Here is a 23,359-nt window from a genome sequence, read left to right on the forward strand (position 1 = left end):
GCTCTGTCGCAAAATCGTCAGTCCCGCAAACACGGATATCGAATCGCATCGAGGATCGACTGCGTCAATTCGGTAAACGGAGGCACGCCCCGAGCCTACCAAACTTGCCGACGCCGTTGGCGCGATCGCAGGAGCGTCGATTGCTCACCGCTCCGTATTGCCGAATTCACCGCATTCCGCGCCTTCCGCGCATTCCGTTTGCGCCGCCCGAGACACGGCGACAGGCAAACCACCACGATTCAATCCCGGCTCGTAATCAATCGCCAATACGGACATCAATTGCCAATCTATTTTTACCAAAATCGATAATCAGCGCACCTCCATGCCCTCATGAATTCGCATATTTTACCGACCCAACAAGCAATAATTGCAACCTCATTCCAGAGCATTATTCGAAAACCATAAAATCATTATTGACTTCGACTTTATTCGAACTTTAGAATCCCCTACGACGGCTTACATTTCGTTTTTCACGCCGCACACACACCAGCGCCGGTACTGTACCGAGACGCCAGCAGAGAAGTTTTCCGTGCCCAGCCGGGGCATCGCCTCCTTTTGTTTTCAATTCCGGTATTAACCGCCAACCGGTTATTTCTCATTCAGTTCGCCTCAGAATCACGTCCTGATTAATTCCATCATTTCCAGGAATTATGCAATACCGGACGCAGCAGACCGAGCACCCGCTCATTCGATAATTCCCATAAAAATCGCCAGTCATCAGGAGGGACATCAACATGCATCGCCTCGCGAAGTCGCTGTGTCTCGGATTCATCTGCGCCAGCCTGCTCGCGGCCTGCAACGACGACGTCACATCGAGCAGCCCGCCGTCGAACACCGAAGCGCTGTCGTTCCGGATGGACACCGGCGGCCAGATCAACGCGTTCTACCGGCAGGACAAGGTCGCCGCACACCTGCTGGTGCGCTCGTCGACGAAACCGCGCCTGCTCGTGGTGTTCCCCGCCGGCAACAGCGGCACGGGGCTGTGGTTCGACGACACCGCGCAGCCGGTGAACTGGAGCCTCGACACGCCGCCGTCCGCGCTGTCGGCACCCGACACGCACGGCCGCCCGCTGTACGGCATCGGTGCCGACGTGTCGGTGGACACCGACACGCTGACGATCCGCCAGGGCGTGCTCAGCAACGTGCGCTTCCTGCGCGACTTCAACGGCGGTGCAACGATTCCGCAGCAGATCCTCGCCGCGCCGACGGTCCAGGGCAGCGCCGCGCAATGGCAACGCGACCGGATCGATGGCGCGCCCGGCTATTCACTGCGCATCACGCTGCGCGACGGCGGCAGCATCGCGCCGGCAGCGGGCGGCAAGCTCGTCCTGAGCGCGCCGGCGGGCTCGCACACGCTGCGGCTGCATATCGATGCGCTGTCGGGCGAGACGCCGTTGTCGCCGATCACGCGCGCCGACCTGCTCGCGCCGTCCGTGAACCCCGACCCCGTAAGCCAGAACGTGCTCGAGTTCCTGAGCTTCCACGACAAGCTGCTGGCCGGCTCGTGGCAGTACGACACCTACTTCGGCCGCGACACGCTGATCTCGGTGCGCATGCTGATGCCCGTACTCGAACCCGCGGCGATCGAGGCCGGCCTGTCGTCGGTGCTGGGCCGGCTGTCGGCCGATGGCAAGGTCGCGCACGAGGAAGGCATCGGCGAATTCGCGCTCGTTGACAACCAGAAGAACGGGCGGCCGAACGATCCGACGCCGACCTACGACTACAAGATGATCGACAGCGACTACCTGCTCGCGCCGATCGCGGCCGCGTGGCTGATCGACGATACGCGCGGCCAGGCCCGCGCGGCCGCCTATCTCGCGCGGCGCGGCAGCGACGGGCAGACCAATGGCAGCCGCCTGGTCGTCAACCTGCTGCACGTCGCAACGACCGCGCAGCCGTTCGCGCAGCAGCCGTCGGTCGCGAACCTGATCCACCTGCGGCCCGGCGAGATCGTCGGCAACTGGCGCGACAGCACCGACGGGCTTGGCGGCGGCGTCTATCCGTATGACGTGAATGCCGTGCTCGTGCCGGCCGCGCTCCGCGCGGCGAACGCGTTCCTCACGCGCGGCCTGCTCGACCCTTACCTGGATGCCGGACAACGCGCGACGCTCGCCAACACGGCGAACCAGGCGGCCACCTGGGAAACGCAGGCACCGTCGCTGTTTCAGGTCAGCGTGCCGGCCGCGCAGGCGGCCACCGACGTGTCGGCCTATGCGCCGTCTGCGGGCGTGCCGGCCGGCGCCGCACCGGGCACCCCGCTGGCGTTCTACGCGCTGTCGCTCGATCAGCAGGGCAACCCGATTCCGGTGATGAATTCGGACGGCGGCTTCGCGCTGCTGTTCGGCACGCCGCCGGACAACGAGCTTCAGCGGATCGTCACCGACGTCACGCGGCCGTTCCCGACCGGGCTCGTGACCGATGCCGGCATGCTGATCGCGAACCCCGCGTATGCAAGCCAGGCGCTGTGGCCGAAGTTCACCAGTTCCGCGTATCACGGCACGGTGATCTGGTCGTGGCAGCAGGCGATGTGGGTGGCCGGGCTCGATCGCCAGCTCGCGCGCCAGGACCTGTCGGTCGCGACGCGCGCGCTGCTCACGCAGGCGCGGCAGACGATCTGGCAGGTGATCTCGAACGGACGCGACATGCGGACGTCGGAAATGTGGACGTGGTCCTACGTGAACGGCAAGTACCAGACCGATGCGTTCGGCACGCGCAGCGCGGACGCGACCGAGGCGAACGCCGCACAACTGTGGAGCACCACGTATCTCGCGATCCGCGATCCGCAGCAGCGCACGGGCAAGTACTGGTGGCAGGCGTCGCAGCAGATGCAGGACGACCGCACGCCAACCGCCAACGCGGTCGCGTCGCGATAGCGCGCCACGCGTCGAGAATCCCCGAAGCCCCGGGGCGTTTTCGCGCCCGGGGGTTCGATATGGATGCCATTCGTTTCGCCGCGGGCGATCCACGATCGTCAGCGTGGCTCAACGAGGGCGCACACCGCTTCCGCGCATCGCGCCGGCCCCATCACCCTGTCGCGCACGAACCGGCACGACACCGCGCATTCGGCGACAGCGAACACGACGCCGACGACGGTCAGGATCAGGACGGCGAACCACCGCTCGAAAAATCCTGGGAATCTCATGCCCTCCGCCGGATGGGCCGGATCGTCATAGAGTCGGACCTTGTCACCGGGGTCCGCATTCGGCGACGTCGTGGCGAGTTGTCCGGCCACCTTGACGACCTCGCCGCTCGCAGTGATGAGCCGATAGACGGTCCGATAGTGGCCGATGTCGTAACCGCCGCGCGAAACACCGGCGACAACGGCTTCGGCGGCCGTCATCCGGTATTTCGCGTCGAATTTGGTCACGCCCATCTTCGGCTGCACCAACGCCGGAACGTTGCGCTTCGCGGGCACCCCCTTGATCTGCTGGACGTCATTGCGCCCGAGCGTGAATTCAAGGCCGACTTCGGCCAGCAGGCTGCCACCGCACGATGCTTCCGCGCCGCATAGTCGCGGATACGTTGCCGGCGCCTGTTGAGATGAGAATCACATGGAGTTGCGCAAGCGGCATTCACTAGCCGGGACCTGCGGGACGATCAATCACGGATAGCGATATCCGCTCACCGCGCGACGACCCGGTTCCGCCCTTCCCGCTTCGCCTGGTACAACCGTTCGTCGACCACGCGCAGCAACGCATCGACCGTGCTGCCGTCGGCCCCGTATTGCGCGACGCCCACGCTGACCGTCACCTGCACGCGCTTGAAATCGAGCCCGAACGGCGAGCTCGCGATCGACGAACGCACACGCTCGGCTGTCATCCGCGCGCCTTCGAGCGGCATATCCGGCAACAGCGCCATGAACTCCTCACCACCAACCCGCGCGAGCCCGCCGGCCGGTCGAATCGCGTCGAGGCACTGGCGCACGACGCCGCGCAGCACCTCGTCGCCGATCTGGTGCCCGTATGCATCGTTGATGTTCTTGAAGTTGTCGAGATCGAGCGCGAGCAGGCAGAACGGCGTGCCGTCGCGCTCGGCCCGCACCATCTCGCGCTCGACCTGCGCGATGAACTGCCGGCGGTTCGACGCGCCCGTCATCGGATCGGTCGCGGCCATGTATTCGAGCTTCTGGTTCGTGCGCCGCAGTTCCTGCAGCGCGCTCTCGGTACGCGCCATCGATTCCGACAGCCGGCTCATCAGGTCTTCCTGGCTGTAGATCGCCGAGAACGAGCGGGTCGTCTGCAACGCCTGCACGACGCCGTAGCTGAGCAGGAAGAAGCCGCCCGCGAAAATCGCGTGCGCGAGCCACCACATGTGATTCCACGGCTTGCCGAGGATAAACGCGAGCGACGACAGCGCGAACGCCATGATCGACACGCCGTAGATCACCATCAGCGGCGAGCGGATCCGGCGCGCGAGCAGCACGGCGACGTTCAGCAGCGAGAACACGAGCGCGCCGCCCTCCATCGACAGCCGCGTGCCCAGCGCGCCCGCGACCGGCGAATACGCGATGTACGCCACGGCCACGTTGACGATCACGAAGAACGCGATCCACGGCAGCCACGTGCGCACGCTCGTGCGCTTCTCGATCCGATCGGGCGGACGCGAATACGACATCAGGCCCGTGAGCAGCAGGATCGACATCACGAGCCGCGACGCGGGCCCGTACAGCAGGAACAGCCAGATGTTGTGATGCGCCATCCCGGTGAACGCACCGTGCAGCGCATAGATCATCGCGAAGCCGAGAAAGCCAAGTGTCAGCCAGCGCAGCAGCGGCTCGCCGGACGACCGGTAGCACACCCACGTCACGTAGGTGACGAACGCGCCTTCGAGCGTCGCGGCAGCAATCGCGATTTCATGGAACGCGTGGCTCTCGAACACGACGTGCGGGTCGCTGAAGAACCACAGATAGGCAATCAGATAGGCGGGCAGCAACGCGAATCCGATCAGCAGGCATTTCGCGTAGAGCCTCGCGGCCGCGCTGACGACTCGCGGCGGTTCCCCGGCTGCATAGGTCGTACTCATTCGGTCCCCGGTCGGTCTGCTGCGTTGGTTCGAACCTTCGCGGCACGGATCGCATAACGCACGATCCGGCCCATCGTGCCGAAAGGCAAATGTCAGAGCAAGTATAGGTGGGGCAATTCGTTTGACAAGTAAGGGGAAACGGCATTGCCGAGCGCACGCCTTTTGCTTCCCGATTGTTTCGAATGGCGGTTCAGTCGCACCGATTCAAATCGCGGCCGCCCGCTTCGCCGAAGCGAAACCGCGGCCGCCTCCTGCCAAAGATCAGAGGATTTCGAACAGGCCGGCCGCGCCCTGCCCGCCGCCGATGCACATCGTGACGACCACGTACTTCACGCCACGCCGCTTGCCTTCGATCAGCGCATGGCCCGTCAGGCGCGCGCCCGACACGCCGTACGGATGGCCGACCGCGATCGCACCGCCGTTGACGTTCAGGCGGTCCTCAGGAATCCAGAGCGTGTCGCGGCAGTACAACACCTGCACCGCGAACGCTTCGTTCAGCTCCCACAGACCGATATCGTCGACCTTCAGCCCCGCCTGCTTCAGCAGCTTGGGCACCGCGAACACGGGGCCGATGCCCATCTCGTCCGGCTCGCACCCGGCCACCGCGAAACCGCGGAACACGCCGAGCGGCTGCAGCCCTTCGCGCTGCGCGGCGTCGGCGCTCATCACGACGCAGGCCGACGCGCCGTCCGAGAACTGGCTCGCGTTGCCGGCGGTGATCACGCCGCCCGGCACGGCCGACCGGATTTTCGACACGCCTTCCAGCGTCGTGTCGGGGCGGATCCCTTCGTCTGCCGAAACCGTCACTTCCTTCGTGAACAGGCGGCCCGTTGCCTTGTCGGCGATGCCCGCGAGCACGGTGATCGGCGCGATCTCGTCGCGAAAACGCCCAGCGTCCTGCGCGGCCGCGGCCCGCAGTTGCGACTGCACGCCGTACTCGTCCTGCCGCTCCTTCGAGATGCCGTAGCGCTTCGCGACGTTTTCGGCTGTCTGCAGCATGTTCCAGTAGATCTCGGGCTTGTGCTGGGCCAGCCAGCCTTCCTGGATCATGTGGTGGTTCATCTCGTTCTGCACGCACGAGATCGATTCGACGCCACCGGCGACATACGCTTCGCCTTCGCCCGCGATGATCCGCTGCGCGGCCAGCGCGATGGTCTGCAGCCCCGACGAGCAGAAACGGTTCACCGTCATCCCCGGCACGGTCACGGGCAGCCCCGCGCGCAGTGCGATCTGCCGCGCGATGTTCGCGCCGGTCGCGCCTTCGGGGTTCGCGCAACCCATGATCACGTCCTCGACGCGTGCGGGGTCGAGCTTCGCGCGTTCGAGCGCGGCCGCGACCGCGTGGCCGCCGAGCGTCGCGCCGTGCGTCATGTTGAAAGCACCGCGCCAGGATTTCGCCAGCGGCGTGCGGGCGGTCGATACGATTACGGCTTCGGTCATGCGAGTCTCCTTCGGTCCTGCTTCATGTCCTGAGGATGGGGAATGCGCTACGCCGCCGGGCGTGCGCCCGCGGACGTCACATGCGCGACGCCCGCTGCCTGCATCTGCTGCCATGCGTGGGCGAGCGACCCGTTCAGGTCGATCGCACGGCACGCATCGTTGATCACCGCGGCTTCGAAACCGGCCGCGCGGGCATCGAGCGCCGACCACGCGACGCAATAGTCGGTCGCGAGCCCGCAGCACCACACGCGCTTCGCGCCGAGCTCGCGCAGATAACCCGCGAGCCCGGTGCGCGTCGTGCGGTCGGCTTCGACGAACGCGGAATAGCTGTCGACCTGCGCGTCGCCGCCCTTGCGGATCACGAGCCGCGCATGCGGGATGTCGAGATCGCGGTGCAACGCCGCGCCTTCGGTGTCCTGCACGCAGTGCACGGGCCACAGCACCTGTTCGCCGTACGGCAGCGCGAGCGTGGAAAACGGTTCGCGGCCCGGATGGTTCACCGCGAACGACACGTGCTCGCGCGGGTGCCAGTCCTGCGTCAGCACGACCTGGTCGAAGCGTTGCGCGAGCGCGTTGATCACCGGCACGACCGCGTCGCCGTCGGGCACCGCGAGCGCGCCGCCCGGCATGAAGTCGTATTGCACGTCGATCACGAGCAGTACGTCGTCGGTGCGTTTCATTGCGTTTCTCCGGGTGTGCGTCGCGCCGCGATCCGGCGCGTCAGCCGTTGAACCCGCGGCCGGCCTTCGCGAGCTCCGCGATAGACGGCGCGAGCTGCCATGCTTCGCCATTCGGCGCGGCCGCGTAGCGACGAATCGCGCGCTCGACGTTGTAGAGGCCGACCACGTCCGCGTACAGCATCGGGCCACCGCGCCACAGCGGGAAGCCATAACCGGTCAGGTAGACCATGTCGATGTCGGACGCCTTCGACGCGATCTTCTCCTCGAGAATCTTCGCGCCTTCGTTGACGAGCGCGAACACGAGCCGCTCGACGATCTCGTCGTCGCCGATCTTGCGCCGCTCGACGCCGCGCTCCTTCGAATACGCGACGACCATCTCGTCGACGAGCGACGACGGCTTCGCCTTGCGATCGCCCGGCACGTAGTCGTACCAGCCGGCGCCCGTCTTCTGGCCGAAGCGGCCCTGCTCACACAGGCGGTCGGCAATCTTCGAGTACTGGAGATCGGGCTGCTCGACGTAGCGGCGCTTGCGGATCGCCCAGCCGATGTCGTTGCCGGCGAGGTCGCTCATCCGGAACGGCCCCATCGCGAAACCGAATTTCTCGATCGCACGATCGATCTGTGCGGGCAGCGCGCCTTCCTCGAGCATGAAGAGCGCCTGGCGGATGTACTGCTCGATCATCCGGTTGCCGATGAAGCCATCGCACACGCCCGACACGACTGCCGTCTTGCGGATCTTCTTCGCGACGGCCATCACGGTGGCGAGCACGTCCTTCGCGGTCTGCGCGCCGCGCACGACCTCGAGCAGCTTCATCACGTTCGCCGGGCTGAAGAAGTGCATGCCGACGACGTCCTGCGGGCGCTTCGTGAACGCCGCGATCTTGTCGACGTCGAGCGTCGACGTGTTCGACGCGAGAATCGCACCCGCCTTCGCGACCTCGTCGAGCTTCTTGAACACCTGCTCCTTCACGCCGAGTTCCTCGAACACGGCCTCGACGATCAGGTCGGCGTCCTTCAGGTCGTCGTAGGACAGCGTCGGCGTGATCAGCGCCATGCGCGCGTCGAGCTTTTCCTGCGTGAGCTTGCCCTTCTTCACCTGCGCGTCGTAGTTCTTGCGGATCGTCGCGACACCACGCTCGAGCGCGTCCTGTTTCGTCTCGAGTAGCGTGACGGGCAGGCCTGCGTTGATGAAATTCATCGCGATCCCGCCGCCCATCGTGCCCGCACCGATCACGCCGACGCGGTGAATCTCGCGCAGCGGCGTATCGGCCGGCACGTCGGGAATCTTGCTCGCCGCACGCTCACCGAAGAACGCGTGCCGCAGCGCGCGGCTTTCCGGCGTCATCATCAGCGCGACGAAACCGTCGCGCTCGGCCACGCTGCCCTTGTCGAAACCATGCAGCACGCCGGCCTCGATCGCGTCGATGCACTTGTGCGGCGCGGGGAAGTTCGGTGCGGCAGCCTGCGCGGAATTGCGCGCGAACTGGATGAAACCCGCGGCGTTCGGGTGAACGATCTTGCGATCGCGCACGCGCGGATGCGGCCCCTTCTGGGCACCGACCTTGCGCGCGAACGCGACAGCCGCGTCGAGCAGGTCGCCATCGGCCAGTTCGTCGAACAGCCCGCTCTTCGCAAGCTGCTCCGACGGCACGGGCGCGCCCGACACGATCATGTTCAGCGCGGTTTCGAGCCCCACCGCGCGCGGCAGGCGCTGCGTGCCGCCCGCGCCCGGCAGCAGGCCGAGCTTCACTTCGGGCAGCGCGACCTGCGCGCCGGGTGCTGCGACACGGTAGTGCGCGCCGAGCGCGAGCTCGAGGCCGCCGCCCATCACGACGCTGTGCAACGCCGCGACGACGGGCTTCGCGCTCGCCTCCACCGCACGAATCACGGTGTGCAGCGTCGGCTCCTGCAGCGCCTTCGGCGTATTGAATTCGGTAATGTCGGCGCCGCCCGAGAATGCGCGTCCCGCGCCGGTCAGCACGATGGCCGTGACCGACGGGTCCTGCGCGGCGCGATCGAGCGCGTCCATGACTCCCTGACGGGTCGACAGGCCAAGCCCGTTGACGGGCGGATTGTTGAGCGTAAGGACGGCCACGCCGTCGCGAGTCGAGTAATCCACTGCCATCTGCCTGCCTCCATGCATCGCGCGCCGGGGTGGCTGCGCTTCATTGTGCGCGGTCGAACAGCCGCATGTCCGAATGAACTGAGGCAGCATACAACGAAAAAGCACGGTCGTTCAATTTGAATTTTATTCCCGATCCGGGGACGGATCGGGCGACCGCTGCGCGAGCCGCGTCCGGCCCGGGCACCGGCGTTACGGCTCGCAGACCGCCGTCGGCAACACGTAATCGCGGAACGTCTCGCGCAGCTTCAGCTTCTGCAGCTTGCCGGTGGCGGTATGCGGCAGCGATTCGACGAACACGACGTCGTCGGGAATCCACCATTTCGCGACCTTGCCTTCATAGAACGCGAGCAGCGCGTCACGGCTCAGGTTCGCCCCTTCGCGCGGCACCACGACGAGCAGCGGGCGCTCGGTCCATTTCGGATGCGCACAGGCGATGCACGCGGCCTCGGCCACGCCCGGGTGCGCGATCGCGACGTTCTCGATGTCGATCGAGCTGATCCACTCGCCGCCCGACTTGATCACGTCCTTGCTGCGGTCGGTGATCTGCAGAAAGCCGTCGGGGTCGATCGTCGCGACGTCGCCGGTCGGGAACCAGCCGTCCGACAGCGGCGACGACTCGCCGCGAAAGTAGTGGTCGATCACCCACGGGCCGCGCACCTGCAGCTCGCCGAACGCGACGCCGTCCCACGGCAGCTCGTGGCCGTCCTCGCCGACGATGCGCATGTCGACGCCGCAGATCACGCGCCCCTGCTTCTCGAGCAGCTTGCGCTGCGCGTCGAGCGGCCGCTGCGATTGCGCCCAGTTGAGCTTCGCGAGCGTGCCGAGCGGCGACAGTTCGGTCATCCCCCATGCGTGGATCACGCGCACGCCGTATTCGTCCTCGAAAGTGCGCAGCATCGCGGGCGGGCACGCGGAGCCGCCGATCACCGTGCGGTTCAGCGTCGAGAAGCGCACGCCGGCTTCGCGCATGTAGTTGAGCAGGCCGAGCCACACGGTCGGCACGCCCGCGGAGAACGTCACGCGCTCGGCTTCCATCAGCTCGTACAGCGATTTCCCGTCGAGATCCTTGCCGGGCAGCACGAGCTTGCCGCCCGTGAGCGGCACCGCGTACGGCAGCCCCCATGCGTTGACGTGGAACATCGGCACGACGGGCAGCACGGCGTCCATCGCGGACAGGTTCATCGCGTCGGGCAGCGCGGCGCCGTACGCGTGCAGCACGGTCGAGCGGTTCGAATACAGCACGCCCTTCGGGTTGCCGGTCGTGCCCGACGTGTAGCAGAGCCCCGACGCCTGCTGCTCGTCGAGGCGCGGCCAGTCGTAGCGGCCGTCCTCCGCTTCGACGAGGGTTTCATAGCAGAGGAACGGCGTCGTGCCGGACGGCAGGTGCGCGGCGTCCGTCATCGCGACCCAGCCCTTCACGTGCGGGCATTGTGGCGCGATGGCGTCGACGAGCGGGGCGAAATTGATGTCGAAGAAGACGTAGCGGTCTTCCGCGTGATTGACGATGTACGCGATCTGCTCGGGGAACAGGCGCGGGTTGATCGTGTGGCACACAGCGCCCATGCCGCCGATCCCGTAATACGCTTCCAGATGCCGGTAGCCGTTCCACGCCAGCGTGCCGACGCGATCGCCGGTCTCGACACCGAGCCGCGCGAGGGCCTGCGCCAGCTGCTTCGCGCGGCGTTCGCAATCGCGGTACGTGTAGCGATGCAGATCGCCTTCCACGCGCCTCGACACGATCTCCGTGTCGCCGGCATGCCGTGCGGCATGAGAAATCAGCGAGGACACCAGCAACGGCATGTCCATCATCTGGCCCAGCAACGGTTTACCCATCGTCTTGTTCTCCGTGAGGATGCGAATCGGTGCTCTGCGACGCGCCCGTCAGCGGCCCCGGACGGGCGTGGCGCACGGTGCGCGCGCCACCATGCGGGCGGCGCGGCGCCGCCTTACAATATCGGCTTACCCAGAGGCGCTCAACATGTCGTTTTCCCGAAGCGAAGCCGATCCGGCTGACACTCTCCCCGACCTCGCCGCCACGCTCGGCGCACCCGCCGAAGGTGCGTTCGTCACGCTTGGCGACGCGTTTCATACGCGGCTGCCGGCCGCGCCGCTTGCCGCGCCGTACGTCGTCGGCTTTTCCGATGAAGTCGCGCAATTGCTCGACCTGCCGCCGTCGATCGCCGCGCAGCCCGGCTTCGCCGAGCTGTTCGCCGGCAACCCGACGCGCGACTGGCCCGCGCACGCGATGCCGTACGCATCGGTGTATTCCGGCCACCAGTTCGGCGTGTGGGCCGGCCAACTCGGCGACGGCCGCGCGCTGACGATCGGCGAGCGCACCGGCACGGACGGCCGCCGCTACGAGCTGCAGCTGAAAGGCAGCGGTCGCACACCGTACTCGCGGATGGGCGACGGCCGCGCGGTGCTGCGCTCGTCGATCCGCGAATTCCTGTGCTCGGAAGCGATGCATCACCTCGGCATCCCGACCACGCGCGCGCTGACGGTGATCGGCTCCGACCAGCCGGTGGTGCGCGAGGAGATCGAGACCTCGGCCGTCGTCACGCGCGTGTCGGAAAGCTTCGTGCGCTTCGGCCACTTCGAGCACTTCTTCTCGAACGATCGCCCCGACCTGCTGCGCCAGCTCGCCGATCACGTGATCGACCGCTTCTACCCGGATTGCCACCGCGCCGACGATCCGTACCTCGCGCTGCTCGAGGCCGCGACGCTGCGCACGGCCGACCTCGTCGCGCAGTGGCAGGCCGTCGGCTTCTGCCACGGCGTGATGAACACCGACAACATGTCGATCCTCGGCGTGACGATCGACTACGGCCCGTTCGGCTTCGTCGATGCGTTCGACGCGAACCACATCTGCAATCACTCGGATACGAGCGGGCGCTATGCGTACCGGATGCAGCCGCGCATCGCGCACTGGAACTGCTATTGCCTCGCGCAGGCGCTGCTGCCGCTGATCGGGCTGCAGCACGGCATCGCCGACGACGACGCGCGCGCCGAGCGTGCGGTGGAAGACGCGCAGGCCGCGCTCGCGAAGTTCCCGGAACGTTTCGGCCCCGCGCTCGAACGCGCGATGCGCGCGAAGCTCGGCCTCGAGCTCGAACGCGAGAACGATGCCGAGCTCGCCAACAAGCTGCTCGAAACGATGCATGCGAGCCACGCGGATTTCACGCTGACGTTCCGCCGGCTCGCGCAGATCTCGAAGCACGACGCGAGCCGCGACGCGCCGGTGCGCGACCTGTTCATCGACCGCGACGCATTCGATGCGTGGGCGAACCTCTATCGCGCGCGGCTGTCCGAGGAAACGCGCGACGACGCCGCACGCGCGGCCGCGATGAATCGCGCGAACCCGAAATACGTATTGCGCAACCATCTGGCCGAAGTCGCGATCCGGCGCGCGAAGGAAAGGGATTTTTCGGAAGTCGAGCGGCTCGCGCAGATCCTGCGCCGGCCGTTCGACGAACAACCGGAGCATGAAGCGTACGCGGCGTTGCCGCCCGACTGGGCCGGGTCGCTCGAAGTGAGCTGCTCGTCCTGAGCCCCAACCCGCGCGTATCGACCGACCGATCAGGAGAACCCCCATGTCCCACGATTCCGACGACAAGACCTTCCCGTACCAGAAAGACGACGCCGAACTGCGCCGCCGGCTCACGCCGATGCAGTACGAAGTCACGCAGCACGCGGCCACCGAGCGTGCGTTCACCGGCGAATACACCGACACCGAAGACACCGGCATCTACCACTGCGTCGTCTGCAGCACGCCGCTGTTCGAATCCGGCGCCAAATTCCATTCGGGCTGCGGCTGGCCCAGCTACTTCAAACCGCTCAACGGCGAGGTGATCGACGAAAAGGTCGACTACTCGCACGGGATGGTGCGCGTCGAGGTGCGCTGCAATCACTGCGGCGCGCATCTCGGCCACGTCTTCGAGGACGGCCCGCGCGACCAGACCGGTTTGCGCTACTGCATCAATTCGGCTGCGTTAAACTTCGAGTCCCGACCCGAAAACGAATGAGCGGCGCCGGGCGGATCCGCGGGGGCGCCCCACGCCGCCGCCCGATCCGCTCCAGCGGTGCCTGGCGGGTCCCTACAACGGTGAAAGGCCGCGCAAGCGGCCTTTCACGCAGCTGCGAGCGCCATGAAATTCCTGTTCGATCTGTTTCCGATCATCCTGTTTTTTGTCGCCTTCAAGGTCTGGGGCATCTTTACCGCCACCGCCGTCGCGATCGTCGCGACGCTGGCCCAGGTCGCATGGGTCGCCTTCCGGCACCGGAAGGTCGACACGATGCTGTGGGTCAGCCTCGGCGTGATCGTCGTCTTCGGTGGCGCCACCCTCGTCCTGCATGACGAGAAATTCATTCAATGGAAACCGACTGTGCTGTACTGGCTGTTTGCGATCGGGCTGCTCGCCGCACGCTATGCGTTCGGCAACAACCTGATCGAGAAGATGATGGGCAAGCAGCTCACGCTGCCGCACCCCGTGTGGGACAAGCTGAACGTCGCCTGGGCGCTGTTCTTCGCGGTGCTCGGCGTCGCGAACCTGTACGTGGTGCACAACTTCACCGAATCGCAATGGGTGAACTTCAAGCTGTTCGGCACGACCGGCGCGATGGTCGTGTTCATCATCCTGCAGAGCCTGTGGCTCACGAAATACCTGAAGGACGAGTGACATGACGGACGCCTTTCTCCACGCGTCGCCCGACGAACGCATCGCGCTGATCGAAGCGCGCCTCAACGCGGCGCTCGCCCCGCTGTCGCTCACCGTGCGCGACGACAGCGCGCAGCACGCGGGCCACGCCGGCGCGTCCGCCGGCGGCCACTTCACGGTCACGATCGTGTCGGCTGCGTTCGCGGGCAAGCCGCGCGTCGCGCGGCACCGGCTGGTGTATGATGCGCTCGCTGATGCGATGCAGCGCGGCATTCATGCGCTCGCGATCGTGGCTTACACGCCCGAAGAATTCAACGAATCTTCAATCTAGTCTCATTAGGAATTCCCGATGATCCTGAAATCCCCCCGCCTGTGGGTCGCGGCGGCTGCTTTCGCAGCGGCACCGGCATTTGCCCAGAACATCGCTGTCGTCAACGGCACGCCGATTCCGAAGTCGCGCGCCGACGCCATGGTGGCTCAGCTCGTCCAGCAAGGCCAGGCCGACAGCCCGCAGCTGCAGCAGGCCGTGCGCCAGGAACTCGTGAACCGCGAAATCCTGATGCAGGAAGCAATCCGCGAAGGCATCCCGAACCGTCCTGACGTGAAGGCGCAAGTCGCCGTCGCGCAGCAGACCGTCGTGCTGCGTTCGATGATCGAGAGCTTCCTGAAGAAGAACCAGCCGACCGACGCCGAAGTGAAGGCGCGCTACGACGACCTCGTCAAGAGCGCCGGCGGCAACCGCGAATACCACCTGCACCACATCCTCGTCGACAACGAACAGCAGGCGAAGGACCTGATCGCGAAGATCAAGGCCGGCGCGAAGTTCGAGGATCTCGCGAAGCAATACTCGAAGGATCCGGGTTCGGGCAAGAACGGCGGCGATCTCGACTGGTCCGACCCGAAGGCCTACGTGCCGGAATTCGCGGCAGCTGCGCAGAAGCTGCAGAAAGGCCAGATGACCGACACGCCGGTGAGGACGCAGTACGGCTGGCACATCATCCGCGTCGACGACATCCGCGACATCGCCCCGCCGCCGCTCGAGCAGGTGAAGGCGCAGATCGCGCAGCAGCTCGTGCAGCAGAAGCTGCAGGCGTTCGAGGAAGGTCTGCGCCAGCAGGCGACCGTCAAGTAACGCCGGCACGCGCCGCACGCGCATCGAAAAGCCGCTCTTCGGAGCGGTTTTTTTATGGCCCGCGCACTGATTGCCGGTGCATCACGCTGCGCCGCGCTCCACCCCCACCAAAAGAAAAAGCCGCTCCGAAGAGCGGCCTTTCGCGTGCACCAGATCGACTCGCGTTACGCGGGATAGAACACGTCGTGATAGCGAACGTCGCCAGACGGCCGTGGCACCGAATCGTCGAGCGACAGCGCCAGGAAATACTCCGGCGGCACGCCCGGGAACACGATGTCGCCGGATGGCGCAAAACCGAAACGCGTGTAGTACGCGGGTTCGCCAAGCAGGACGCAGCCGCGCGCGCCGAGCCGGCGCAACGCGTCGAGCCCCGTGCGCACCAGCCCCGCGCCGATACTTTGCCGCTGGCAGTCGGGCAGCACCGCGAGCGGCGCCAGCCCGTACCAGCCGTCGAACGGTTCGCCGCCGATCGACACCGGCGAGAACGCAACGTGCCCGATCAGGCGGCCGTCGCGCTCCGCGACGAGCGATACGCTCAGCGCACCGTCCGCCCGCAGCGTGTCGACGATCCGCCGTTCGAACTGCCCGCCTTCCGGTTCGCCCGCGAACGCGGCGACGATCACGCGACCGATCGCGTCGGCCTCGCTCGCTCGCGCGTCGCGCAGCGTGACGACCTCGACCGGCGCGTTCGGGTCGAACATCATCCCGATCAGCCGATCCAGCGGCGCGCGTTGCGGAACACGCGCATCCACGGGCTCGCTTCACCCCAGCTTTCCGGGTGCCAGCTCATCGCGACCGTACGATGCACACGCTCCATGTGCGGCATCAGCACCGAGAAGCGGCCGTCGGCCGTCGTGACCGACGTGATGCCGGCCGGCGAGCCGTTCGGGTTGAACGGATAGCCCTCGGTCGCTTCGCCACGGTGGTCGACGAAACGCATCGCGACCGCGACGCGATCGATGTCGCCCTGCTGCGAGAAGTCCGCATAGCCTTCGCCGTGCGCGACTGCGACCGGAATCCGCGAACCTTCCATGCCCGCGAAGAAGATCGACGGCGACTTCTCCACTTCGACGAACGAGAAGCGCGCCTCGAACTGCTCGGACTTGTTGCGCGTGAACTTAGGCCACGCTTCCGCGCCCGGGATCATCGACGCGAGGCTCGACAGCATCTGGCAGCCGTTGCAGATGCCGAGCGCGAACGTGTCGGGACGCGCGAAGAAGGCCGAGAACATGTCGGCGAGGTTCGCGTTGAAGCGGACCGTCTTCGCCCAGCCTTCGCCCGCGCCCAGCACGTCGCCGTACGAGAAGCCGCCGCATGCGACCGCACCTGCGAAATCGGCGAGCGTTGCGCGGCCGGCGAGCAGGTCGCTCATGTGCACGTCGTGCGCATCGAAGCCCGCGCGGTCGAACGCGTAGGCCGTTTCCAGATGCGAGTTCACGCCCTGCTCGCGCAGGATCGCGACGCGGGGCCGTGCGCCCGTCGCGATGAACGGCGCGGCGATGTCGTCGGCCGGATCGAAGCTCAGCACCGGCGAGATGCCCGGATCGGCCACGTCGAGCAGCGCGTCGTATTCGGCATCCGCGCACGCGGGGTTGTCGCGCAGGCGCGCGATGCGCCAGCTCACTTCGCTCCAGGCGCGATGGAGTTCGCTGCGCGGTGCGTCGAAGACCTTCTTCGCGTCGCGGTACACCTCGATCACGTCGCGGTCGTTGACCGAGCCGATCACGTGCGAGCACGCCGACAGGCCGAACTCGCGCAGCGCGCCGAGCACCGCGTCACGGTCGGACGCACGCACCTGCACGACGGCGCCGAGTTCCTCGGAGAACAGCGCGCGCAGCGTGCGGTCTTCGCGGCGGCCGCTCGTCTGCTTCGCCCAGTCCTTCGCGTCGCCGTAGTCGGATTCGTGATTCGGGTCGAGCGTCAGCATGTCGACGTTCAGCGACACGCCCGCGTGGCCCGCGAACGCCATTTCGCACACCGTCGCCCACAGGCCGCCGTCCGAGCGGTCGTGGTACGCGAGCAGCTTGTCCTGCGCATTGAGCGACTGGATCGCGTTGAAGAAACGCTTCAGGTCTTCCGCGTCGTCGACGTCCGGCGTCGTGTCGCCGACCTGCTGCGTGACCTGCGCGAAGATGCTGCCGCCCATCCGGTTCTTGCCGCGGCCGAGATCGATCGCGATCAGCACGCTGTCGCCCGCGTCGGCGATGCGGCGCAGCTGCGGCGTCAGGTGACGGCGCACGTCCTCGACCGGCGCGAACGCGGAGATGATCAGCGACACCGGCGACACCACTTCCTTCGCGACGCCCTGCTCGTCCCACTTCGTCTTCATCGACAGCGAATCCTTGCCGACCGGGATGCCGATCCCGAGCGCCGGGCACAGTTCCATGCCGATCGCCTTGACCGTGTCGAACAGCGCGGCGTCCTCGCCGGCCGTACCGCACGCAGCCATCCAGTTCGCCGACAGCTTCAGCTTGTCGAGCGACGCGATCGGCGCGCTCGCGATGTTCGTGATCGCCTCGCCGACCGCCATGCGGCCCGAGGCCGGCGCGTTGATCACCGCGAGCGGCGTGCGCTCGGCCATCGTCATCGCCTCGCCCTTGAAGCCCGCGTAATCGAGTGCCGTGACCGCGCAGTCGGCCACCGGCACCTGCCACGGGCCGACCATCTGGTCGCGCACCGACGTGCCGCCGACCGAGCGGTCGCCGATCGTGATCAGGAACGACTTGCTGCCGACCGTCGGGTGCTTCAGCACGTCGACCGCGACCTCCGACAGCGCGATGCCCGTCACGTCGACGGGTGCGCGCTCGGTTGCCACGCGCGTGACGTCGCGATGCATGCGCGGCGGCTTGCCGAGCAGCACTTCCATCGGCATGTCGACCGGGTATTCGTCGGCGCCCGTCGCTTCGTCGTCGACGAGCTTCAGCTGGCGTTCGTCGGTCGCGACACCGACTACCGCGAACGGGCAACGCTCACGTGCGCAGATCGCCTCGAAGCGCGGCAGATCGGCCGGCGCAATCGCCAGCACGTAGCGCTCCTGCGCTTCGTTCGACCAGATTTCTCGCGGCGACAGGCCCGATTCCTCGAGTGCGACCTTGCGCAGTTCGAAGCGCGCGCCCTTGCCCGCACCGTCGACGATCTCGGGGAACGCGTTCGACAGGCCGCCCGCACCGACGTCGTGGATGCTCAGGATCGGGTTTTCCGCACCGAGCTGCCAGCAGCCGTTGATCACTTCCTGTGCGCGACGTTCGATTTCGGGGTTGCCGCGCTGCACCGAGTCGAAGTCAAGTTCGGCCGTGTTCGCGCCGGTCGCCATCGAGCTCGCGGCGCCGCCGCCCATCCCGATTCGCATGCCGGGGCCGCCGATCTGGATCAGCAGCGAGCCTGCCGGCACGTCGTGCTTGTGCGTATGTTGATCCGCGATGTTGCCGAGGCCGCCCGCGATCATGATCGGCTTGTGATAGCCATGCACCTTGCCGCCGACGTTCTGCTCGTACACGCGGAAGTAGCCGCCGAGGTTCGGGCGGCCGAATTCGTTGTTGAACGCGGCGCCGCCGAGCGGGCCGTCGATCATGATCTGCAGCGGCGACGCGATGCGGTCCGGACGGCCGTACGGGCCGTGCGCGTCGTTCGGGTTGCGCTCGCCGACCGGCTGCGCCGCGTCACGTGCGTTTTCCCACGACTGGCGGGCATCGGGCAGGTCGAGGTTCGACACGGTGAAGCCCGTGAGGCCGGCCTTCGGGCGCGCACCGCGGCCCGTCGCGCCTTCGTCACGGATCTCGCCGCCGGCGCCGGTCGCCGCACCCGGGAACGGCGAGATCGCCGTCGGGTGGTTGTGCGTCTCGACCTTCATCAGCGTGTGCGTGAGCTCGGTGTGGCGGCCGTAGCGCTCGCCCGGCTCGCCGGCCGCGCCTGCGTTGCGCGGGAACCAGCGTTCGGCTTCGGCGCCGACCATGATCGACGAGTTGTCCGAATACGCGACGATCGTGCCCTGCGGGTTCAGCTTCTCGGTGTTGCGGATCATCGCGAACAGCGACATGTCCTGCGCTTCGCCGTCGATCGTCCACTGTGCGTTGAAGATCTTGTGGCGGCAGTGTTCGCTGTTCGCCTGCGCGAACATCATCAGTTCCACGTCGGTCGGATTGCGTTCCAGCTTGCGGAACGCGTCGACCAGGTAGTCGATCTCGTCATCGGCGAGCGCGAGGCCCAGTTCGGCGTTCGCGCGTTCGAGCGCGCCGCGGCCGACGCCCAGCACGTCGACGCTCGCGAGCGCCTTGGCCGGCAGTTCGTCGAACAGGTGCTTCGCGTCGTCGCGTGCCGCGACCACGCTTTCGGTCATCCGGTCATGCAGCGCGGCCGCGACGGCTGCGCGCGCGTCGTCCGACAGCGCCTTCTTGCCACCGAGCAGGCCCGATTTCAGCGTGACCGTGAATTCGATGCCGCGCTCGATGCGGCGCACCTGCGTGAGGCCGCAGTGCTGCGCGATGTCGGTCGCCTTGCTCGCCCACGGCGAGACCGTGCCGAAGCGCGGCAGCACGACGAAGGTCTCGGCCGTACCCTTCTCGGCCGCCGGCTCGAACGGCGCGCCGTAGTGCATCAGCGCATCGATGCGCGCGCTGTCGTCGGCCGACAGCGGCTCGGCCGCATTGACGAAGTGCAGGAACTGCCCGCGCACCGCGACGATGTTGGCGTCGATTTGCTTGAGCGTGTCGAGCAGACGGGTTTGACGGAAATCGGAGAGGGCCGAAGCGCCGGGAAAACACGAGAAGTGAGCCATGGGCTGGACTGACGTCGATGAGTCGCGCAAGGTGGCGACGTGGGGCGAAAGGAAGGCCGTAATTATACCCGGAAGTCGGTCGCCCAAGACCGGCCGTTCGGCAGCCCGCATGCACCGCAACGGTGCCGCGATGCGCGCCATGCACGGCCCGCCCGCCGGATCGCCCGCCGAGCCGCCCTGCGCGGGCGCGGCAACCGGCGGCCGTGGCGCGGCTGCACGATCCCTGCTCGCCCGGCGCCGGTTTGCGCGATTTTGGCGCTATCATTCCGGGTTCACCGGGCCGGGGCCCTCAGCGAATTCTCACCGGGCGGCGCCTGCGCGCCGCCCGTCATCGAAGCAATCCATGGATGTCATCGTCATCGGCGGCGGAATCAGCGGCGTCGCCACCGCCTACCAGTTGCGCGCGGCTGGCCACCGCGTGTGCGTGGTCGAACGCCACGCGACCGTCGCGCAGGGTGCGACCTACGGCGACGGCGGCGCACTGCAGCCGAGCCCGCTCGACGTCTGGTTCGGCCCGACCTTCATGCGCCAGCGCCAGCCGCGCGACAGCGGCATCGTCTACAAGCCGGGCTTCAACGGCGGCGTGCGCCGCTTCGTCAAGCAGCTCGGCACGCTGCGCGAGCCCGACGCGTTCGCGGCCCAGTACGCGCGGCTGCGCCCGCTGATCGACGCGTCGCGCGACACGCTCGCCGACATCGAGACGCACCTCGAACTCGAATTCGACCAGAAGCCCGGCATCCTGCACGTCGTGCGCGATCCGCGCGACTGGGACGCGATGCAGCCCGCGCTCGACCTGCTGCGCACGCTCGACCAGCCGTACCGCCTGCTCTCCGCCGACGAATGCGCGGCCATCGAGCCGTCGGTGCCGGCCGAGCCCGGCTTCGCCGGCGGCGTGCTGCTCGAGACCGAACGCACCGGGAATTGCCCGCTGTTCACGAAGCTGGTCAAGCAGGCGCTCGACGAGCATGGCGTGCAGTTCCGCTTCGGCGCGGAAGTCGCCGCGATCCGCGTCGACACGGGCCGCGCCGCGGTCGAGCTCGTCCCGACCGGCGACCGGCGCGCGTCGAATGCGCGCGAGGTCGACGTGATTTCCGCCGACGCGATCGTGGTCGCCGCCGGCGCCGGCAGCCTGCCGCTGCTCGCCCGGCTCGGCTGGCGCCTGCCGCTGCATCCGGTGCGCGTCCATACGCTCACCGCGCCGATCGCCTACGAAGAACACGTGCCGCACCTGAACGTCATCGATTCGATCAAGCGGATCTCGATCACGCGCACTCACCAGCGGCTGCGCGTCGGCGGCGGCGCCGTGCTGCAGAGCGTGCCCGACACCGCTAAACCGCTCGCCGAGCCGCTGTCCGAGGCGGCGCTCGCGCTGCTCGGCCAGGCCGTCCACGACTGGGTGCCCGGTGCCGCCAGGATTTCGGCCGCGTTGTCGTGGCAAGGCATGCAGTTGCTGTCGCCGGACGGCCTGCCGGTCGTCGGTCCGACCCCGCATCCGCGCGTATTCGTCAATTTCGGGCACGGCCCGGCCGGTTGGGGCCTCGCATGCGGGTCTGCTAAAGTGGTGACCGACTATCTGGGCGGCGACCTGCAACACTGGCCCGCCGACACGCTCGCCGCGCTGCGCGCCGGGCGCTTCACGACCTGACCGCCGCGGGCCCGTCCCCGGCGGCCGCCTTGCCAGCCGCCACGACCCCGCGATGACCGTTACCCGCCCGCTCCCCGATTCCGATCCCGTTGCGCTGCTGCGCGTCGCCGACCTGCGCACGGCCGAAGCCCGCGCCGCCGCGGCGCTGCCGCCGCATACGCTGATGGCGCGCGCCGGCGCCGCCGCCGCGCGCTGGCTGTCCGAGCGCGCGGCCGGCAACGACCGCCCCGTCTGGTTCGCGGTCGGCCCGGGCAACAACGGCGGCGACGCGCTGGTTGCCGCCGCGCACCTCCAGCAGCTTGGCGTCGCGACGCAGGCGTGGATGCCGGTGCCGGTGAAGCCGGACGACGCGCAATGGGCACTCGGCCTCGCGCGCGCAGCCGGCGTGCCGCTGTCGGCCACGCCACCGGCTTCGCTGGACGACTATGCGTGGATCGTCGACGGGCTGTTCGGCATCGGTCTCGGCCGCGCGCTCGACGGTGCATTCGCCGAGCAGGCGGCGCGCATCGCCGCGCACGCGCGCAGCGGCGGCCACGTCCTCGCGCTCGATGTGCCGAGCGGACTCGACAGCGATACGGGCCAGATCGTCGGCGCGGGCGTCGCCGTCGCCGCCACCCACACGCTCACCTTCATCGGCGCGAAGCCCGGCCTCTATACCGGCGAAGGCCGGGATCTCGCCGGCGAGATCGCCGTCGCGACGCTCGACGTCGCACCGCCCGTCGCGCCGGCCATCGTGCTGAACGCGCCCGCGCGGTTCGCCGCCGCCCTGCCCGCGCGCGCGTTCGCGTCCCACAAGGGCACGTTCGGCAGCCTCGCAGTGCTCGGTGGCGACACGGGCATGTGCGGCGCGCCGATCCTGGCCGCCCGCGCCGCGCTGTTCGCGGGCGCCGGCAAGGTGCACGTCGGTTTCCTCGGCGCCGGCGCGCCGCCGTACGACCCACCGTTCCCCGAACTGATGCTGCACCCGGCCGACGGCCTCGATCTCGACGCGATGACCGCGATCGCAGCCGGCTGCGGCCTGGGCACGCGCGAAGCCGCGGCGACGCTCGTGCGCGACGTGCTCGCGCACGACGCCGCGACGCTGCTCGATGCCGACGCGCTGAACCTCGTCGCGACGCATGCGGATCTCGCGGCCGCGGTGGCCACGCACGGTGCGCGCGGCGATCCGTGCGTGCTGACGCCTCATCCGCTCGAGGCCGCGCGGCTGCTCGGCAGCGACACGGCAACGGTCCAGCGCGACCGCGTCGCGGCCGCGCAGGCGCTCGCCGCGCGCCATGCCGCCATCGTCGTGCTGAAAGGCTCGGGCACGGTGATTGCGGCTCCCGACGGCCGCGTGGCGATCAATCCGACCGGCAATGCGGCGCTCGCCACCGGCGGCACGGGCGATGTGCTCGGCGGCCTGATCGGCGCGTTGCTCGCGCAGCGCGTCGCGCCGTACGAAGCGGCGCTCGCGGGCGTCTACCTGCACGGCCTCGCGGCCGACACGCTGACCGCAAACGGCACGGGCCCGGCCGGACTCACGGCCGGCGAACTCGCGCCGATGGTGCGCACGCTGATCAATCGCCTTTTTTACCCGTCGCCGCGCGCCGACACGTAACGCCGCTATACTGACTGCCCCGCCGCACGGCGGGCCCTCTCGTCCGCCGGCCTTCCGATCACGATGAGCCGGCGCGGCATTCCTCCCGATTCACGCTTCACTCGAACCGCCATGACGCTGAAATCGCTCCCCGCCTGGACTGCCCTTCAATCCCACTTCGAGCAGATCCGCCACGCCCGGCTGCGCGACTGGTTCGCACCGGAAAACGATCGCACGCCGACCCGTGCCGAACGCTTCACGCTCGCGGGCGGCGGCCTCGCAGCCGATTTCTCGAAGAACCGCATCAACG

Annotated in this window: 16 protein-coding genes and 1 pseudogene; 9 read left to right on the forward strand and 8 right to left on the reverse strand. The window is 67.7% G+C overall.

The features are described 5' to 3' along the window. Positions 1-734: 734 nt before the first annotated feature. The gene (locus tag QZM67_RS37720; RefSeq protein ID WP_301811146.1) at positions 735-2,873 is read left to right on the forward strand and encodes a hypothetical protein; all 2,139 of its coding nucleotides are present in this window, start codon (positions 735-737) and stop codon (positions 2,871-2,873) included. 98 nt (positions 2,874-2,971) lie between these two features. Here the strand turns inward: QZM67_RS37720 and QZM67_RS37725 are convergent, their stop codons facing one another. The 6 genes from QZM67_RS37725 to QZM67_RS37750 form a co-directional block, all read right to left on the reverse strand. Further along, positions 2,972-3,415, reverse strand: coding sequence for a DUF3592 domain-containing protein (locus tag QZM67_RS37725; protein WP_301811150.1), 444 nt, complete (start codon positions 3,413-3,415; stop codon positions 2,972-2,974). A 206-nt stretch (positions 3,416-3,621) separates the two neighbouring features. Next, positions 3,622-5,022, reverse strand: coding sequence for a sensor domain-containing diguanylate cyclase (locus QZM67_RS37730; protein WP_175025985.1), 1,401 nt, complete (start codon positions 5,020-5,022; stop codon positions 3,622-3,624). A 261-nt stretch (positions 5,023-5,283) separates the two neighbouring features. After that, the gene (locus QZM67_RS37735) at positions 5,284-6,462 is read right to left on the reverse strand and encodes an acetyl-CoA C-acyltransferase (protein WP_301811153.1); all 1,179 of its coding nucleotides are present in this window, start codon (positions 6,460-6,462) and stop codon (positions 5,284-5,286) included. Positions 6,463-6,509: 47 nt separating this feature from the next. Next, positions 6,510-7,142, reverse strand: a complete 633-nt coding sequence (pncA, locus tag QZM67_RS37740; protein WP_301811155.1) for a bifunctional nicotinamidase/pyrazinamidase — start codon at positions 7,140-7,142, stop codon at positions 6,510-6,512. A gap of 40 nt (positions 7,143-7,182) precedes the next feature. Next, complete coding sequence (locus QZM67_RS37745) at positions 7,183-9,267, reverse strand: 3-hydroxyacyl-CoA dehydrogenase NAD-binding domain-containing protein (protein ID WP_301811157.1); 2,085 nt, start codon at positions 9,265-9,267, stop codon at positions 7,183-7,185. 189 nt (positions 9,268-9,456) lie between these two features. Next, positions 9,457-11,100 (reverse strand): 3-(methylthio)propionyl-CoA ligase, encoded by a 1,644-nt coding sequence (locus tag QZM67_RS37750; RefSeq protein ID WP_175025989.1) that lies wholly within the window; start codon positions 11,098-11,100, stop codon positions 9,457-9,459. 145 nt (positions 11,101-11,245) lie between these two features. Between QZM67_RS37750 and QZM67_RS37755 the strand changes: the two genes are divergently transcribed. The 5 genes from QZM67_RS37755 (at position 11,246) to QZM67_RS37775 (ending at position 15,054) form a co-directional block, all read left to right on the forward strand. Further along, positions 11,246-12,814 (forward strand): YdiU family protein, encoded by a 1,569-nt coding sequence (locus QZM67_RS37755; protein ID WP_301811159.1) that lies wholly within the window; start codon positions 11,246-11,248, stop codon positions 12,812-12,814. A 43-nt stretch (positions 12,815-12,857) separates the two neighbouring features. Then, complete coding sequence (gene msrB, locus QZM67_RS37760; RefSeq protein WP_301811161.1) at positions 12,858-13,289, forward strand: peptide-methionine (R)-S-oxide reductase MsrB; 432 nt, start codon at positions 12,858-12,860, stop codon at positions 13,287-13,289. 123 nt (positions 13,290-13,412) lie between these two features. Next, the gene (locus tag QZM67_RS37765; RefSeq protein WP_043188089.1) at positions 13,413-13,943 is read left to right on the forward strand and encodes a septation protein A; all 531 of its coding nucleotides are present in this window, start codon (positions 13,413-13,415) and stop codon (positions 13,941-13,943) included. Between the two features lies 1 nt (position 13,944). Further along, positions 13,945-14,253, forward strand: a complete 309-nt coding sequence (locus QZM67_RS37770) for a BolA family transcriptional regulator (protein ID WP_043188087.1) — start codon at positions 13,945-13,947, stop codon at positions 14,251-14,253. A gap of 18 nt (positions 14,254-14,271) precedes the next feature. Then, a complete protein-coding gene (locus QZM67_RS37775; protein ID WP_175025992.1) occupies positions 14,272-15,054 on the forward strand; it encodes a peptidylprolyl isomerase in 783 nt (260 codons plus the stop codon). 164 nt (positions 15,055-15,218) lie between these two features. Here QZM67_RS37775 and QZM67_RS37780 read toward each other — a convergent pair whose 3' ends face one another. Together QZM67_RS37780 and purL are read right to left on the reverse strand one after the other, a co-directional pair. Beyond that, positions 15,219-15,758 (reverse strand): GNAT family N-acetyltransferase, encoded by a 540-nt coding sequence (locus QZM67_RS37780; protein WP_175026669.1) that lies wholly within the window; start codon positions 15,756-15,758, stop codon positions 15,219-15,221. Between the two features lie 5 nt (positions 15,759-15,763). Beyond that, on the reverse strand, positions 15,764-19,828 hold the full coding sequence (purL, locus tag QZM67_RS37785) for a phosphoribosylformylglycinamidine synthase (protein WP_301811166.1): 4,065 nt from the start codon (positions 19,826-19,828) through the stop codon (positions 15,764-15,766). A 343-nt stretch (positions 19,829-20,171) separates the two neighbouring features. Between purL and QZM67_RS37790 the strand changes: the two genes are divergently transcribed. From QZM67_RS37790 to QZM67_RS37800, 3 genes and pseudogenes are all read left to right on the forward strand, one after another. Next, positions 20,172-21,473 (forward strand): FAD-dependent oxidoreductase, encoded by a 1,302-nt coding sequence (locus tag QZM67_RS37790; RefSeq protein WP_043188080.1) that lies wholly within the window; start codon positions 20,172-20,174, stop codon positions 21,471-21,473. A gap of 52 nt (positions 21,474-21,525) precedes the next feature. Then, positions 21,526-23,070 carry an NAD(P)H-hydrate dehydratase gene (locus QZM67_RS37795; RefSeq protein ID WP_301811171.1) on the forward strand — a complete coding sequence of 515 codons (1,545 nt, stop codon included), beginning with the start codon at positions 21,526-21,528 and terminating at the stop codon, positions 23,068-23,070. Between the two features lie 111 nt (positions 23,071-23,181). Further along, positions 23,182-23,359 (forward strand): annotated as a pseudogene (locus tag QZM67_RS37800) (glucose-6-phosphate isomerase); the annotation flags it as partial.

Origin of the sequence: Burkholderia sp. AU45251 (assembly GCF_030482905.1) — a bacterium.
In the GTDB taxonomy this organism is placed as follows: Bacteria; Pseudomonadota; Gammaproteobacteria; order Burkholderiales; family Burkholderiaceae; genus Burkholderia; species Burkholderia aenigmatica.